Source organism: Citrifermentans bremense (assembly GCF_014218275.1).
Lineage (GTDB): Bacteria > Desulfobacterota > Desulfuromonadia > Geobacterales > Geobacteraceae > Geomonas > Geomonas pelophila.
Map to the genome: position 1 here is coordinate 2,238,310 of NZ_AP023213.1, position 14,687 is coordinate 2,252,996.

A 14,687-nucleotide genomic window follows, 5' to 3' on the forward strand; every position below is an offset into this window, starting at 1 on the left:
CATTCCTTATAACACGGCAGGTAGCTTATTCGTAGCTGGAACAGCATTTAAATTCCAACAAGAACATTTTTCACTGCTTGATATATATCTGCTTCATGTACTATCCTTTGAGCAACGGGGCTTTTTCTTTTCCAGTTTATCCACCGGAGTCAGTCATGGAAAGGGTTCCTTACCGGTCCATACCAGACATGCTGAGACACAGCGCCGCAAAGTTCCGGGCGCTTAACGCCGTCCAGTTCAGAAAGAACGGGCAGTGGGTGATCTTGAGCTACGCCCAGTTCTACGACCGGGCCCTCATGGTATCGCGGGGGCTGCGCAAACTGGGGGTTAAACCTGGGGACAGGGTCGCCATCTTGTCCGAGAACCGCGCCGGATGGATCATCGCCGACATGGGGATCCTTTGCGCCGGCGGAGTGACCGTCCCGATCTACGCCACCGGGACCCCAGACCAGGTAGCCTACGCGCTCTCCAACTGCAGGGTGCGCATCGTCTTCGTCTCCGGCAGGGGTCAGTACCGAAAGCTGCTCCAGGTGCGCGATTCGCTCCCCGACCTGGAGCTCGTGGTCTCCTTCGAGCGTTTTTTAGGCGAGGCGGCGCTGCCGGTGACGACCTTCTACCAGTTGAGCGAGGTGGACGACCCCATCCTCGACCTGGAGAGGTCGGAGATCGAGTCGGTGATGGACTCGATCTCCCCGGAGACGCCGGCCACCATCATCTACACCTCGGGAACTACCGGCACCCCCAAGGGGGCGATACTAACCCACGGCAACCTCGTTTTCGACGTCTGGGCCACCCACGAGAAGGTGGGGGGGGTGGGGCAGGGGGACCTCTTACTCAGCTTTCTCCCCTTGAGCCACGTCTTCGAGCGCAGCGCCGGGTACTACCTCCCCCTTTCCCGCGGTGCCACCATCGCCTTCGCCGACAGCATGGAGAAGATCTCGGAGAACATGATTGAGCTGCACCCGACCATCATGGTCTGCGTGCCAAGGTTTTTCGAGAAGATCTACTCCCGCATCTACGAGGCGGTGCACCAGCTGTCGCTTTTCAAGAGGAAGATGTTCCGCCACGCGCTTTCCGTCGGGCGTCGCTACGTCTACGCGCGCTACATCGACAGGTACGTGCCGCTTTGGCTCTCCTTCCAGCATGCGGTAGCTGACCGCCTGGTGTTCAGTAAGCTGCGCCGGCGTTTCGGCGACCGGCTCAAGTTCTGCGCCAGCGGCGGCGCACCCCTGGACCGGGAGATCAACGAGTTCTTCTGGATCATCGGCGTCCCGGTCTTCGAGGGGTACGGTCTCACCGAGACCAGCCCGGTACTTTGCAGCAACAGCTTCGACGCGCTCCGCTTCGGGTCGGTGGGGACCCCCCTTGCCTCGACGGAGATCGCCATAGCCGAGGACGGCGAGGTGCTGGCGCGCGGACCGCAGGTAATGGCGGGGTACTTCAGGGACGAGGCAGCGACCCGGGAGGTGCTTAAGGACGGCTGGTTCAAAACCGGCGACATCGGCCACATGGAGGAGGGCTTTCTCTACATCACGGACCGAAAGAAAGACCTGATCGTCACCTCAGGCGGCAAGAACATCGCTCCCCAGCCGATCGAGAACCTCCTGAAGCGGGACAAGTACATTTCCCAGGCCTATGTCTACGGCGACAAGAAGCCGTACCTGACCGCGCTTTTGGTCCCGACCGTGGAGAGGCTCCTGGAATTCGCCCAGGAGAAGAAGATCGCCTACCACGACCTGGAGGACCTCGTCGTGCACCAGCCGGTGTTCGAGCTGTACCGAAGCCGCGTCGAAGCGGTCAACAACGAGCTCGCACCGTACCAGACCATCAAGAAATTCGCCCTGCTGCCGCGGGACTTCACCATGGAAAGCGGCGAACTGACCCCGACACTCAAGGTGAAACGGCAGGTGATCTCGGAGCGGTACCGGGACCGGATAGACCGACTTTACGAAGGCAGCGACAGCTAGGACTGCCTGCGCAACCGGAGGATATGATGAGAAAGATCGACAAGGCAGCGGTACTGGGGGCAGGGGTCATGGGAGCGGCCATAGCGGCGCATCTGGCCAACGCCGGCGTCGAGGTGCTGCTGCTCGACCTGGTGCCCCAAGATGCCCCAAAAAAAGGGGAGGGGGCAGCCGGAGAGCGCAACCGAATCGCCTTGAACGCGCTGACGGCGCTTGCCACGGCGAAGCCCACGCCCTTGTACGCCCCGGAGTTTGCGCGATGCATCCAGCCCGGCAACTTCGAGGACGACGCGCAAAGGCTCAAGGAATGCGACTGGGTGATAGAGGTGGTGCTGGAGAACCTTGAGGTGAAGCGTAAACTCTTCGCGGAGCTGGTGGTCCCGAACCTCAGCCCCACCGCCCTCCTTTCCACCAACACATCGGGGCTCTCGGTGAACGAACTGGCCCAGGCGCTGCCGCAGGAGGTGAGAAAGCGCTTCATGGTCACCCATTTCTTCAATCCGCCGCGCTACATGCGCCTGATGGAGATGGTACCCTGCACCGACACCGACCCGGAAGCGCTCGCAGCGATGGCGCAATTCATGCGGATAAGGCTCGGCAAGGGGGTGGTTTACGCGAAGGACACCCCTAACTTCATCGCCAACCGCATCGGCACCTATGCCGGGGCCTCCGCCTGGCGTCACATGACGGCGCTGGGGCTTAGCGTCGAGGAGGTGGACGCCGTCACCGGCCCGCCTCTCGCCCGCCCCAAGACCGGCACCTTCGCCCTCTGGGACCTGGTCGGTATCGACACCGTGGTCCGGGTGCTGGACAACAGCTACGCCCTTTTGTCGGGCGACGACGAGCGCGAGCTGTTCCGGGTGCCGGAAGAGATCCGGCGCATGGTGGCCGAGGGGCTTACCGGCAAGAAGGGGAAGGGGGGCTTCTACCGCCGCGAGACCGTCGAAGGGGAGAGCGTGAAGCTATGCTACGACTGGCGCAGTGGCGGCTACGCCCCCTGCGACCGTCCAAAGTTCGCCTCGGTGTCAGCGGCAAAGCAGGTGGACGACCCCGGCCAGCGCGTAAGGACGCTTCTCTCCGGCGGCGACCGCGCGGCGGAATTCGCCTGGCTCACCCTGCGGGACACCTTGATCTACGCGGCGAAGAGGCTTTCCGAGATCGCCGATGACGCGGTCAACGTCGATAACGCCATGAAGTGGGGTTACAACTGGGAGCTTGGCCCCTTCGAGCTTTTGGACGCGCTCGGGGTCGCCGAGTTCGTCTCCCGCTGCGAGCGCGACGGCGTCTCCGTGCCGGATTGGCTCAAGAAGGTACAGAACTTCTACCGCGTGGAGGTGGGCAAAAAGTACCAGTACCTACCGCAAAAAAGAGATTTTGCTGAAATCCCGCAACCCGAAGGAAGCGTCTCGCTCACGCTTTTGAAAAGCTCCGGAGGCGAGGTGGAGCGAAATTCCGCAGCCTCGCTCGTCGACATAGGGGACGGCGTCTTCTGTCTCGAATTCCACTCAAAGCTGAACACCATGGGAGGCGAGACCCTTGCCATGATCCAGAAGGGGATCAGGCGCGCCGAGTCCGACGGGATCGGGATGGTGATCGCCAACGAGGGGGGGGCGTTTTCCGCGGGAGCCAACCTGATGCTCATCGCCATGGCGATCGCGGAGGGGGCCTGGGACGACCTCGCCCTCACCGTAAAGGCGTTCCAGAAGGCGATGATGGCCATCAAGTATTCGAAGATACCGGTGGTCGCGGCTCCCCACGGTCTGGCCTTCGGGGGAGGGTGCGAGACCTGCCTGCACGCCGACGCCATCAACGCCCACGCCGAGACCTACATGGGGCTCGTGGAGATCGGCGTCGGGCTGATACCCGCCGGCGGCGGCACCAAGGAGATGGCCATCCGCGCGGTGCGGCTTGCCGAGGAAAACGGTGCCGACGTATCACCCTTTTTGTTCCGCAACTACCAGAACATAGCCATGGGGAAGGTGAGCAGTTCCGCGGCCGAGCTCATGGCGCTGGGGCTTATGCGCCAGGGTGACGGGATCACGCTGGATCTTGAGCGGCGCATCCACGACGCGAAGCTCAAGGTGGTGGCGCTCGCCGCGAACTACCGCCCCGGGCGCCCTGCGACCGGCATCAAGGCGCCGGGGAGAAGCGTCGCCTCCAGCATCAAGGTTCAGCTCTGGAACCTGGAGCGCGGCGGCTTTATCTCCAGCTACGACAGCTACCTCGCCTCCGGGATAGCCGACGTCATCACCGGCGGCGACGTCCCCGGCGGCACCCTGATCACCGAAGAGTACCTGTTGGAGCTGGAGCGGGAGATGTTCCTCAAGTTCTGCGGTCAGAAGAAAACCCTGGAGCGGATCCAGCACATGCTGAAGAAGGGAAGGCCGCTGAGGAATTAAGGTACATCTGGGACTCACGGGATAGTCCGAGGGACGTTGGCCCACAAAGCACTGCGCCAGGCCTAACGTCCCCCCCTTTGCGAAGGGGGAACAGGGGGGATTTAGCTCTGTTGGCCCAGTTGAAAATCGCGGAGACATTGTTGCACCCGCGTTTGGTTGCTGACATAGGAGAAACACCATGAGAACCGCATACGTAGTCACCGCCCTGCGCACCCCGGCCACCAAGGCCTACAAGGGGAAACTGAGGCAGGTACGACCCGACGACCTGGCCGCCGCGGCCATCAAGGGGGTCATCGACGCTTCCGGCATCGACCCGGCGCAACTGGACGACATCATCATCGGCTGCGCCTTCCCCGAGGGGGAGCAGGGGATGAATGTGGCCCGCATCGCCGCCTTCAAGGCCGGCGTTCCCTACCAGGTCCCCTGCCAGACGGTGAACCGCTTCTGCTCCTCCGGGCTGCAGACCATCGCCACTGCCGCCGAGCGCATCATGGCCGGCTTCGCCGACTGCATCATCGCCGGGGGGACCGAGAGCATGTCGCTCATCCCCATGGGGGGGAACAAGTTCAGCGCCAACCCAGGCCTCGTCCATGGCTGGCCGGAGACCTACGCCTCCATGGGGATCACCGCGGAGCTCATGGTCGAAAAGTACGGGGTGTCGCGCGAGGAGCAGGACACGTTCGCCGCGGCGAGCCACCGGAAGGCTGCAGAGGCGATTAGGGAGGGGAGGTTCGCCGAGGAGATCGTCCCGGTCGAGGCGCAGTTCTGCACCCTGGAAGGGGGAAAGATGAAGGGCGTGAGCGAACGGGTCACCGCCGATGACGGCGTGCGCGCCGACACCACGGTCGAGGCGCTCGCCAAGCTCAAGCCTGCCTTCAAGGCCAACGGCAGCGTCACCGCCGGCAACTCGTCGCAGATGACCGACGGGGCCGCCGCCGTGCTGGTGGTCTCCGAGGATTTCCTGAAGCGCAACAACCTGCAGCCGATGGCGCGCTATGTCTGCTTCGCCGTCAAGGGGGTGCCGCCCGAGATCATGGGTACCGGCCCCATAGAGGCGATACCCGCCGCGCTGCGGTTCGCCGGGCTCGCCCAGCAGGACGTCTCCCTCTTCGAGCTGAACGAGGCGTTCGCGGTCCAGTCGCTGGTCTGCATCGACCAGTTGAAGCTCGACCCGGAGAGGGTGAACGTGAACGGCGGCGCCATCGCTTTGGGGCATCCGCTTGGATGCACCGGCTCGAAGCTGACCGCGACGCTTTTGCACGAACTGCGGCGCCGGGGGGAGCGTTACGGCTGCGTCTCCATGTGCATCGGCGGCGGCATGGGGGCGGCCGGCATCTTCGAGATGGTCTAGGTCGCGGCGCTAAGAACTCCCCTTGCCTCAGGGCCTTCGCCAACAGTAGGCTCGGTCCGCAGGTGGGAGAGGGCGGGGGTGAAGGCTTCCGTTAACAACGAGAGAGGTGCTTTATGAGTGCGAGGATATTCAAGGGTGGGGAATTCCTGATCGCGGAAACCGGCAAGGAAGACGTTTTCACCCCGGAGGATTTCAGCGACGAACAGAGGCAGATAGGGCAGACCACAGAGCAGTTCGTGGCTAACGAAGTGATCCCGCTGCGCGAGGAGATCGAGCACCAGCAGTTCGAGCACGTGGTGCAGCTGATGAAGAGGTGCGGCGAACTGGGGCTTTTGATGATCGACGTCCCCGAGGAGTACGGGGGACTGGAGCTCGACAAGGCGACCAGCATGCTCGCTGCGGAAAAGATCTCGGGCTCGGGCTCCTTTTCCGTAGCCTACTCGGCACACACCGGCATCGGGACGCTCCCCTTGGTCTACTACGGCACCGAGGAGCAAAAACAGAAGTACCTGGAGAAACTGGTCACCGGCGAGTGGATCGCGGCCTACTGCCTTACCGAGCCCGATTCCGGGAGCGACGCCCTGGGGGCAAAGGCGACGGCGACGCTTTCTCCCGACGGCAGCCATTACCTTTTGAACGGCACCAAGCAGTTCACCACCAACGGCTCCATAGCGAGCCTCTACACCGTCTTCGCCAAGGTGGACAAGGAGCATTTCACCGCCTTCCTCGTCGAACGCGGCTTCGAGGGGGTTAGCGTCGGGCCCGAGGAGAAGAAGATGGGGATCAAGGGGTCCTCGACGACCCAGGTGATCCTCGACAACGCGAAGGTGCCGGTGCAAAACGTCCTGGGCGAGATAGGGAAGGGGCACAAGATCGCCTTCAACGTGCTGAACGTGGGGCGCTTCAAGTTAGGCGCCGCGGTCACCGGGTCCGCCAAGATGGCGCTCGCCGACGGGATCAGGTACGCGAACCTGAGGAAGCAGTTCGGGCGCTCCATCGGCTCCTTCGGCGCCATCAAGGAGAAGATCGCCGACATGACGGCCGCACTCTTCGCCTCGGAATCGCTGGTCTACCGCCTGGCCGGGCTCATCGACCGGCGCCTTGCCACCATACCACGCGACACCCCCAACTACTATGACGTCTACCAACGCGCGATAGAGGAGTACGCCATGGAGTGCGCCATCGCCAAGGTGTTCTGCAGCGAGGTACTCGCATTCGTTGCGGACGAGGTGGTGCAGATCCACGGCGGCTACGGCTTCGTCCAGGAGTACCCGGCCGAGCGCTACTACCGGGACGAACGCATCAACCGGATCTTCGAGGGGACCAACGAGATCAACCGCCTGCTCATCCCGGGGACGCTCCTGGCGCGTGCCATGAAGGGGGAAATCCCGCTGCAGCAGGAGGCGCTCAAGGCCTTCGAGTCCCTGATGACCCCCTCCTTCGAGGATTTGGACGACAACGTCCCCTTCGCCGAGGAAAAGGCGTTTGTTGCGGGGCTCAAGCAGGCGTTCCTGGTGGTCGCGGGGAGCGCGGCGCAGAAATTCCAGGCGGGAATCAAGGAGGAGCAGGAGGTTCTTCTGGCCGCGGCGGACGTGGTGATCAACATCTTCGCCATCGAGAGCGCGGTGCTGCGGGGCGAGAAGATGCTTCCGTCCCTGAGCCCGGCGCGCAGAGACGCGGTGCAGGCGGCCGTCAAGACCTTCACCTTCAACGCCGGCGAGAAATGCGCCGCTGCCGCCCGCAAGGCGGCGTACTACATCGAGGAGGGGGACGCGCTGACGCTCATGCTTAGCGGCATCAGGCGCTTCACCAGGTACGACGCGACCGGCGTGCTGCAGCAAAAGCGCAAGCTCGCCGATGCCGCACTGGAAGCAGAGCGGTACCTTTTCTAAGCTGCAGCTTTGCATCCGGGACTAGGAACGCTATCAAGCTCACCGGGGTAAGCCCGCAAGTTCAATACAACTGTCACAGGTGGCGCCTGCTCTGTATCGGCTGTACCTATGCCATTACGTGAAGGGCAAAGCGGAAGTTCCTTGTGGTGCACGACGGGAATCTGTGGCACAATTCCACGATAAAAGAGTTAAAATCTTGTCCGCGTCCAAGAATGTACAGAAGGATCAAGTCTGAACTGCTTGAATATCTGGCAGCGATGCTATCGCAAAGACGTGGTTAAGGGGGAAGTTTTGAAGAAGCAGGAAGGAGAACTTCTGGAATCTGCGCGCGTGGTGAAAGGCCAATCGCCCCCGGAGAGCGATCTGGAAACACGACTTTCCCTCTGTCTTGCGAGGGTTGCCGAAGCCGACCTGCTTTTGAAAGAGGAGCAGCAGGGTCGCAGCAAGGCGGAGCATGAGGTAGACCTTCTCACCCGGGAGCTCAACCGGCAGAGGTGCATGGCCGAAACTGTGCACCAGGAGCTGGAGAGCTTCAGTTATTCCATCTCACACGACCTGCGCGCGCCGCTAAGGCACCTCGTCGGGTTCAGCAGCGCCCTGGTGGAGGACTACGGCGAGCAGTTGGAGCCGACCGCCCAGAGCTATCTGGACTGCATCGTCAGGGCGGCGCGCAAGATGGAGGGGCTCCTCGAAGCGCTTCTTTCCCTCTCCAGGGTGGCCAGGCAGGACTTGACCCTGGTCGACATGGATCTGGCAGCGCTGGCGCGCCAATATGCGGACTCCTTGCGGCAGGGGGACCCAGAGCGCCAGGTCGAGTTCAGGATAGCGGAGAAGATGCCGGTAAAGGCAGACCCGCAGCTGATGCGGACGGCAATCGAGCATTTGCTCGGCAACGCCTGGAAGTTCACCGCGAAAAATGAGAGGGCGACCATCGAGTTCGGCGAAAAGAGAGAAGGGGAGGGCACCGTCTACTACGTGCGGGACGACGGGGCAGGGTTCGACCTGCGCTTTGCCGAGCGGCTCTTCGGGCCCTTTCAGCGCATGCACCGCGAGGAGGAGTTTCCAGGTCTCGGGATAGGGCTCGCCACGGTGCAGCGTATCGTGCACCGGCATGGCGGGAAGATCTGGGCCGATGCGGAGATCGGCAAAGGTGCCACCTTCAGCTTCACCCTCTCTCCCTGAGTCAGGCCGGCGCCGGCACCCCCTGCATCCCCCCGGACTGGAGCTGGAAGGAGTCGAGCCTGAGCTTCATCGCGGCCCGCGTGATGCTTTCGGCGAGGATGGCGTTTCCGGTGCTGGCGGCCTGCAGCATCTCCCGGTAGTACTTGCGCGCCTGTTGCCGGTACTCCTCGCGGGTGAAGAGGGCGGCGCGCAGTTTCGAGTAGACGCTGGAAAAGCTGTTCAGGATCAAGGGATAGATCCGGTTACCCGACATCACCGCCATGGCGATGTGCAGTTCCCAGTCGTATTTGACCAGGGCCCCGGCGCAGTTCCGCACCTTGTCGGCCCGCGCCAGTATCTCGGCGAGCGCCGCCGCGTTGTTTTCGACGGCTCTTCGGGCGTAGTCCGGCGCGAACTGGACCCGCAACTCCAGGAGGTGGGAGGCAAGTTCCGGAGGAAAATCCTCGCTGTTGCGGGTGATTGAGGAGATCAGTTCCAGGTCCCCCTGGGACCAGAAATCGTTCACCACCGTGCAGTGGCGCTGCTGCACCGAAATCCACCCCGAGTTCTGCAGTTTCTGCAGGGCCTCCCTCACCGTGGCACGGCTTACCGAAAAGCGCTGCGCCAGATCCCGCTCGCTCTCCAGCGTGGAGCCGGGCTTGGGATCCCCCTTGAGCAACCTCGCCACCAACGCCTTTTCCACCATCTGGTAGGTCTTCCTCATACAGTCCCCTCTGTCGATCACTAAAGGCAGTCGTCCTCGCTGCGCATGCCGCAGGTGTCCGGCACATTCCATTGTGCAATATCATAAAACAAGGTTTTGCAAAATGGTAGCAATATTTTACTTGCAGCACCATTTATCTCAACCTCTTCATCGGGTCGAGATGCCTGGCCAGGTGGAGAAAGTGGCGAGTCCCGAGCGAACGCGGGTATGAGAGGCTGCCGGCTGGCAGATAGGTGGAATGTCCCAGATCCTGCTTTTGTTGAACGAAGTTTTATAGCGGTGAGAGTGGCGCCTGGTGCTGAGCCGAGTTTTTCCGCGGCTGGGAAAGGGTGAAGTAGAAGGTGGCACCGTGGTTTTCCTGTCCCTCGGCCCAAATGCTCCCGCCGTGGCGATCTATGATGCGGCGCACAGTGGCGAGCCCGATGCCGGTTCCCTCGAACTCGGAGCCGTGCAGGCGCTGGAACGGTTGGAAGAGCTTGTCGACGTAGGCCATGTCGAAGCCGACCCCGTTGTCTTTCACGAAGAAGGTCGGCCTCCCCGAACCCTGCGCCTGGCCGAACACGATCACCGGGCTGGCGACCCGGGAGGCGTACTTCATGGAGTTGCCGAGCAGGTTCTGCAGTACCAGCCGCACCAGCACGCTGTCGCCGTAGGCGGTCAGACCCTGCTGCACCTGGAATTCGACCGGGTGCGCACCCTGCTCCCCGCGCAGCATGTCGGCCACCTCAGCCGCCAGGTTGCTGATGTTGAAGCTCTGGCGCTTCATCTGCGTTTTCCCCACCCTGGTGAGCGTCAGCAGGTCGTCTATCTGCCTCCCCATCCTGGAGCTGGCGATGTTGATCCGCTCCAGGTAGTAGAGAGCCTCATCTGGCAGCGCCTTGCCGTACTCCTCTGCCAGGATCGAGCTGTAGCTGTTGATGTGGCGCAGCGGAGCACGGAGATCGTGGGATACGGAATAGCTGAATGACTCGATCTCTTTTTTCGCCGCCTCGAGCTGCGACGTCCTCTCTATCACCCGCCGGTCCAGTTCGTCGTTCAGCTTCCGGATCGCCTCCTCGGCCTCTTTCCGCTCGGTGATGTCCTTTATGGTGCCGATCATGCGCTGCTCCAGCCCCCGCCCCCCTTGGGATAGCTCGCAGCACTCGGTCACCCAGCGCTCCCTTCCGTCATTGAGCCTTCGTACCAGGTATTCCATCTCGAAAGGGCGACCGTCGTCTATGGCGGCCAGATAGCGTTCCCTGAAAAGCTCCCGGTACTCCTCGTGAACCACCGCGATGTGCCCCTTGAGCGTCCTGGGATAGGTTTCATCCAGTCCCAGGATCTCCACGAGCTTGCTGGAGCAGTTCCAGCTGTCATGGGTCAAATCGAGCACGTAGCTTCCCAGCTGGGCGATCCTCTGTGTCTCGCGCAAAAGCTTCTCGTTGTCGAACATGACCTGTTCGCGCCGCTTCTGTTCAGTGACATCCTCGAGCGTGACCACCGTACCGCTCACCTTGCTGGCCTGGTCCAGGAAGGGGGCGGTGCTGATGGAGACAAGCGCCGCCACGCCATCGGGACGCCGGAAGCGGAAGCAGACGTTCGCCAGGGTGTCGCCGGTCGCAAGGATTTTACCAAGCGCAGCATCCGGGCCTGCCTCGCCCTGATTCCGCTCGCGGATGATGCCCCAGACCGGCGAGCAGTCGCGCCGACTGGCCATCTCCTTTTTGGTCTGTCCCAGGATCTGTTCGGCCCTGGGGTTGGCGAAGGCGACCCTGCCGCCGGGTTCGATGAACATGATGCCGACGGGGCTTGTGGCGGTGATCAGGTCCAAAAGGCCGTGCTCCATTTGCAGCAGGTGCTCCATCATCTTCGACTGGTTGATGTCGCAGAGAGTCCCTACCAGCCGGACGGCCTTCCCCGACGCGTCCCGCTCTGCCGCCTTTCCCCTGCAGAGGAACCACCTCCACTTACCCTCGTTAGTCTTGAGGCGGAACTCGAGCTCGAAGCTCTCCACGCGTCCTTCGACGCAGCTCTCCTTGAGTGTGCGTGCGTCGTCAAGCTGCTCCGGATGCAGGATGCTGGACCAGTCATCCAGCTGCACCTGGGCCTGCCCCGGAGTGTAGCCGAGCATCTCATAGCAGCAGGGGCTGAAGTAGCAGGTGCTGGTAGCTACGTCCATGTCCCAGATTCCCGAGCTCGCGGCCTCAACCGCCCTGCGGTGGCGCTCCTCGCTTAGGGCCAGTTGCTCGTTTGCGACCACTTCCGCGGTGACATCGAGGTTGCAGCCCTGGTAGCCGGTCACCTTGCCGCTTTCGTTTCGCACCTGGGCGATTACAGCCTGGAGCCAGAATACCCTGCCGTCGGACGAACGGTATTTGAAGCGCTGCGACCACTGCGCGCCTTTTTCCATGCTTTGCTGCCAACTCGCCGTCAGCGCTTTACGCTCCTGGGGGTGGATGAAGCCGATCAGCGGTTCTTCTCTTTCGTCGCAGGCGTCGCTGCCTGCAGAAGGTATTCTGCTGCCGTTTATGTCGGTCTGGTACAACCCGAGCGGCGCGGTGCTGAAGATGTTGCGCAGTACCTGCGCGTAATCGACGCAGGGAGGGTCCTGCTGCAGGGGGTGGGGGGATGGGACATCCGCTAAAGCTGTGGAGGGGCCTTTCATCCCGATCTGAACAAGGGTCGCTGTTTCCGACAGATGGTTCATGTTTATCCCCCGTTGCCTGTTTACCCGCCTACCACACTGTCATAGCCGTGGCGCAACTTCGACAACGCCCAGTAGTTGAATGGTTTCTAATATATCTGAGAAATATTCAACTAGCAAGCACAAATTATATCTTGATAATGTTTTTTCGCAAATCTTTGGCTGGCACTGTATTTAAACGATTTCGAAACCGGTCCGTCGCATTTAGGCGTCTGCTGGTGACTTCCCTAACTGAGGTATTGACTGTTGCCGCACGTTTAGGGTAGTTGTAGCTAGCCAGCTACTTCCCTTTTGAGGAGAATAAGACATGGAATCCACCAAGACTTGCCAGTGCGGAGCCAAACATACCGGACACATCTGCATGCTGAAAAGCGCCGGGCGCAGCGAGGAGATCGCGCACATAACCGACCACCCCACCGTCACCTGCTTCACCTGCGGGGCGGAGGCCAACTCCGGCGACAACGTCTGCAATCCCATGCCGATCGCGTAGCGGCGGGATTTAGCTCACAACGGACCTGGAGCTGCCGATGCCCGAACTACCCGAAGTCGAAGTGACCCGGCTGGGGATTGCAGATAAACTTGTCGGAGCCAGGATCGCGGCTGCCGCCCTCCACAGCGCCAAGCTGCGCAGCATGGTTCCCCCGGAACTCCCGCGGCTTTTAGCCGGCCAGACCATAAAGTCCGTGACCCGCCGCGGCAAGTACCTGATCCTCGCCTGCGAACAGGGCTTCCTGCTGCTGCACCTCGGCATGACCGGGCATCTGCGCCTGGTGCCGGCCGGTACCGGCGCAGGCCCGCACGACCACTTCGACCTGGTTCTCGAGTCTGGGCTCGTGCTGCGGCTAAACGACGTGCGCCGCTTCGGCTCGATCCACTTCACCCCGGCCGACCCACTGCGGCACAAACTGCTGCGCGCAATAGGGCCGGAGCCTCTCACCGGCGAGCTCACCGGGGCCTACCTCTACCGCAAAAGCCGAGGCAAAAAGGCGCCGCTGCAGCGCTTCCTGATGGACGGTTCAGTCGTTGCCGGCCTTGGCAACATCTACGCCGCAGAGACCCTGTTCCGCTGCAACATGCTTCCCTTCACCGAGGCCCGCGAGCTTTCCGAAGCCGACTGCACCCGACTTTGCGATTGCATCAAGGAGACCCTCACCGCTTCCATCGAAGCGGGGCGCTCTATGGACTTCTGCGTCCGCGAGGAGAAACTCGCCTACTTCCCGCAACAGCTGTTCGTCTACGGCAGGGAAGGACTTCCCTGCCTTAAGTGCGGCACTAAGGTTAAGCGGGAGAGGATGGGCAACCGCTCCACTTTCTACTGCCCCGACTGTCAAAGATAGCTTTCACAGGCGTTAAGCCATTGACCTTGCCCCACCGGTTGATAAACTGCGGCAGGGCGGGGTTTCCCCGCCACTTTAACAGGGAGGGTTCAAAATGAGCATGCTCTTCACACCGCTCACCCTGCGGGAGCTGACTTTCAAAAACCGCATCTTCGTCTCCCCCATGTGCCAGTATTCAAGCAGGGAAGGGATGCCGTCGGACTGGCACCTGGTCCACCTGGGAAGCCGGGCGGTCGGCGGGGCGGGGCTCGTCATGGTTGAGGCGACCGCCATCTCCCCCCAGGGGCGCATCTCGCCCGACGACTCGGGCATCTGGAGCGCGGAGCACGCGCGCGCCTTCGCCCCCATCGCACGCTTCATCAAGGAACAGGGGGCGGTGCCCGGAATCCAGCTGGCGCACGCCGGGCGCAAGGCTTCCACAGACCTGCCATGGAAAGGGGGCGGTCCGCTGGACGCGAGTCACCGCGGCTGGCAGACCATCGCCCCAAGCCCGGTCCCCTTTGCCGGCGACTATCCGACTCCCCGGGAGGCGACCGCCCAGGACCTGGAGATCATCCTCGGGCAGTTCGCCCAGGCGGCACGCCGCAGCGTCGAAGCGGGTTTCGAGGTGGTGGAGATCCACATGGCTCACGGGTACCTGCTGCACGAATTCCTCTCGCCGCTGTCGAACCTGCGCAGCGACGACTTCGGCGGTTCGCTGGAGAACCGCTGCCGCTTTCCGTTGCGGGTGGCGAAGGCGGTGCGCGAGATCTGGCCGGAGCACCTCCCGGTGTTCGTCAGGGTCTCTGCCTCGGACTGGATCGAGGGGGGATGGGATCTGGAGCAGACGGTGGAGCTGGCAGAAAGGCTGAAGGAGGTAGGTGTCGACCTGATCGACTGCTCCAGCGGCGGGCTGGTGCCTGAGGCGGCGCCCCCGTTCGGCCCCGGCTTCCAGACCCCCTTTGCTACGGAAATAAGGAGAAAGGCCGGTATCGCCACAGGCGCCGTCGGATTCATCACTGCGCCCGCGCAAGCGGAGCATGTAGTTGCTACGGGGCTCGCCGATGCGGTATTCCTGGCGCGCGAGATGCTTAGGGACCCGTACTGGCCGCTGCACGCGGCGAAAGCGCTGCGGGTCGAGCCTGCCTGGCCCAACCAGTACGAAAGGGCGAAATGAGGCGGGAAGAGGAAAGGGGC

10 protein-coding genes are annotated in these 14,687 nt (G+C 62.4%); 8 read left to right on the forward strand and 2 right to left on the reverse strand.

Translation table 11 applies throughout. The features are described from left to right. Positions 1–155 precede the first annotated feature (155 nt). The 5 genes from GEOBRER4_RS09885 (at position 156) to GEOBRER4_RS09905 (ending at position 8,788) form a co-directional block, all read left to right on the forward strand. On the forward strand, positions 156–1,967 hold the full coding sequence (locus GEOBRER4_RS09885) for an AMP-dependent synthetase/ligase (protein WP_185242148.1): 1,812 nt from the start codon (positions 156–158) through the stop codon (positions 1,965–1,967). A 26-nt stretch (positions 1,968–1,993) separates the two neighbouring features. Beyond that, on the forward strand, positions 1,994–4,363 hold the full coding sequence (locus GEOBRER4_RS09890; protein WP_185242149.1) for a 3-hydroxyacyl-CoA dehydrogenase/enoyl-CoA hydratase family protein: 2,370 nt from the start codon (positions 1,994–1,996) through the stop codon (positions 4,361–4,363). 178 nt (positions 4,364–4,541) lie between these two features. Next, positions 4,542–5,714 carry a thiolase family protein gene (locus tag GEOBRER4_RS09895; RefSeq protein ID WP_185242150.1) on the forward strand — a complete coding sequence of 391 codons (1,173 nt, stop codon included), beginning with the start codon at positions 4,542–4,544 and terminating at the stop codon, positions 5,712–5,714. Between the two features lie 113 nt (positions 5,715–5,827). Further along, positions 5,828–7,606: an acyl-CoA dehydrogenase family protein gene (locus tag GEOBRER4_RS09900; RefSeq protein WP_185242151.1), complete on the forward strand. Its 1,779-nt coding sequence runs from the start codon at positions 5,828–5,830 to the stop codon at positions 7,604–7,606. A gap of 291 nt (positions 7,607–7,897) precedes the next feature. Further along, entirely contained in the window at positions 7,898–8,788 is an 891-nt protein-coding gene (locus GEOBRER4_RS09905) for a sensor histidine kinase (protein WP_185242152.1), read from the forward strand. 1 nt (position 8,789) lies between these two features. Here the strand turns inward: GEOBRER4_RS09905 and GEOBRER4_RS09910 are convergent, their stop codons facing one another. Continuing rightward, positions 8,790–9,491 (reverse strand): GntR family transcriptional regulator, encoded by a 702-nt coding sequence (locus GEOBRER4_RS09910; RefSeq protein ID WP_085812752.1) that lies wholly within the window; start codon positions 9,489–9,491, stop codon positions 8,790–8,792. 271 nt (positions 9,492–9,762) lie between these two features. After that, complete coding sequence (locus GEOBRER4_RS09915) at positions 9,763–12,177, reverse strand: PAS domain-containing protein (protein WP_185242153.1); 2,415 nt, start codon at positions 12,175–12,177, stop codon at positions 9,763–9,765. Between the two features lie 304 nt (positions 12,178–12,481). Here GEOBRER4_RS09915 and GEOBRER4_RS09920 point away from each other — a divergent pair, with 304 nt between their 5' ends. From GEOBRER4_RS09920 to GEOBRER4_RS09930, 3 genes are all read left to right on the forward strand, one after another. Then, positions 12,482–12,664: a hypothetical protein gene (locus GEOBRER4_RS09920; RefSeq protein ID WP_085812750.1), complete on the forward strand. Its 183-nt coding sequence runs from the start codon at positions 12,482–12,484 to the stop codon at positions 12,662–12,664. A gap of 37 nt (positions 12,665–12,701) precedes the next feature. Next, on the forward strand, positions 12,702–13,511 hold the full coding sequence (gene mutM / locus GEOBRER4_RS09925; protein ID WP_185242154.1) for a bifunctional DNA-formamidopyrimidine glycosylase/DNA-(apurinic or apyrimidinic site) lyase: 810 nt from the start codon (positions 12,702–12,704) through the stop codon (positions 13,509–13,511). A 94-nt stretch (positions 13,512–13,605) separates the two neighbouring features. Continuing rightward, on the forward strand, positions 13,606–14,667 hold the full coding sequence (locus GEOBRER4_RS09930; RefSeq protein WP_185242155.1) for an NADH:flavin oxidoreductase/NADH oxidase: 1,062 nt from the start codon (positions 13,606–13,608) through the stop codon (positions 14,665–14,667). Positions 14,668–14,687 lie beyond the last annotated feature (20 nt).

Coding starts and splice junctions, on each gene's coding strand:
- GEOBRER4_RS09895 (WP_185242150.1), top strand. CDS start 4,542: ATGAGAACCGCATACGTAGTCACCGCCCTGCGCACCCCGGCCACCAAG.
- GEOBRER4_RS09930 (WP_185242155.1), top strand. CDS start 13,606: ATGAGCATGCTCTTCACACCGCTCACCCTGCGGGAGCTGACTTTCAAA.
- GEOBRER4_RS09885 (WP_185242148.1), top strand. CDS start 156: ATGGAAAGGGTTCCTTACCGGTCCATACCAGACATGCTGAGACACAGC.
- mutM (WP_185242154.1), top strand. CDS start 12,702: ATGCCCGAACTACCCGAAGTCGAAGTGACCCGGCTGGGGATTGCAGAT.
- GEOBRER4_RS09920 (WP_085812750.1), top strand. CDS start 12,482: ATGGAATCCACCAAGACTTGCCAGTGCGGAGCCAAACATACCGGACAC.
- GEOBRER4_RS09890 (WP_185242149.1), top strand. CDS start 1,994: ATGAGAAAGATCGACAAGGCAGCGGTACTGGGGGCAGGGGTCATGGGA.
- GEOBRER4_RS09910 (WP_085812752.1), bottom strand. CDS start 9,491: ATGAGGAAGACCTACCAGATGGTGGAAAAGGCGTTGGTGGCGAGGTTG.
- GEOBRER4_RS09915 (WP_185242153.1), bottom strand. CDS start 12,177: ATGAACCATCTGTCGGAAACAGCGACCCTTGTTCAGATCGGGATGAAA.
- GEOBRER4_RS09900 (WP_185242151.1), top strand. CDS start 5,828: ATGAGTGCGAGGATATTCAAGGGTGGGGAATTCCTGATCGCGGAAACC.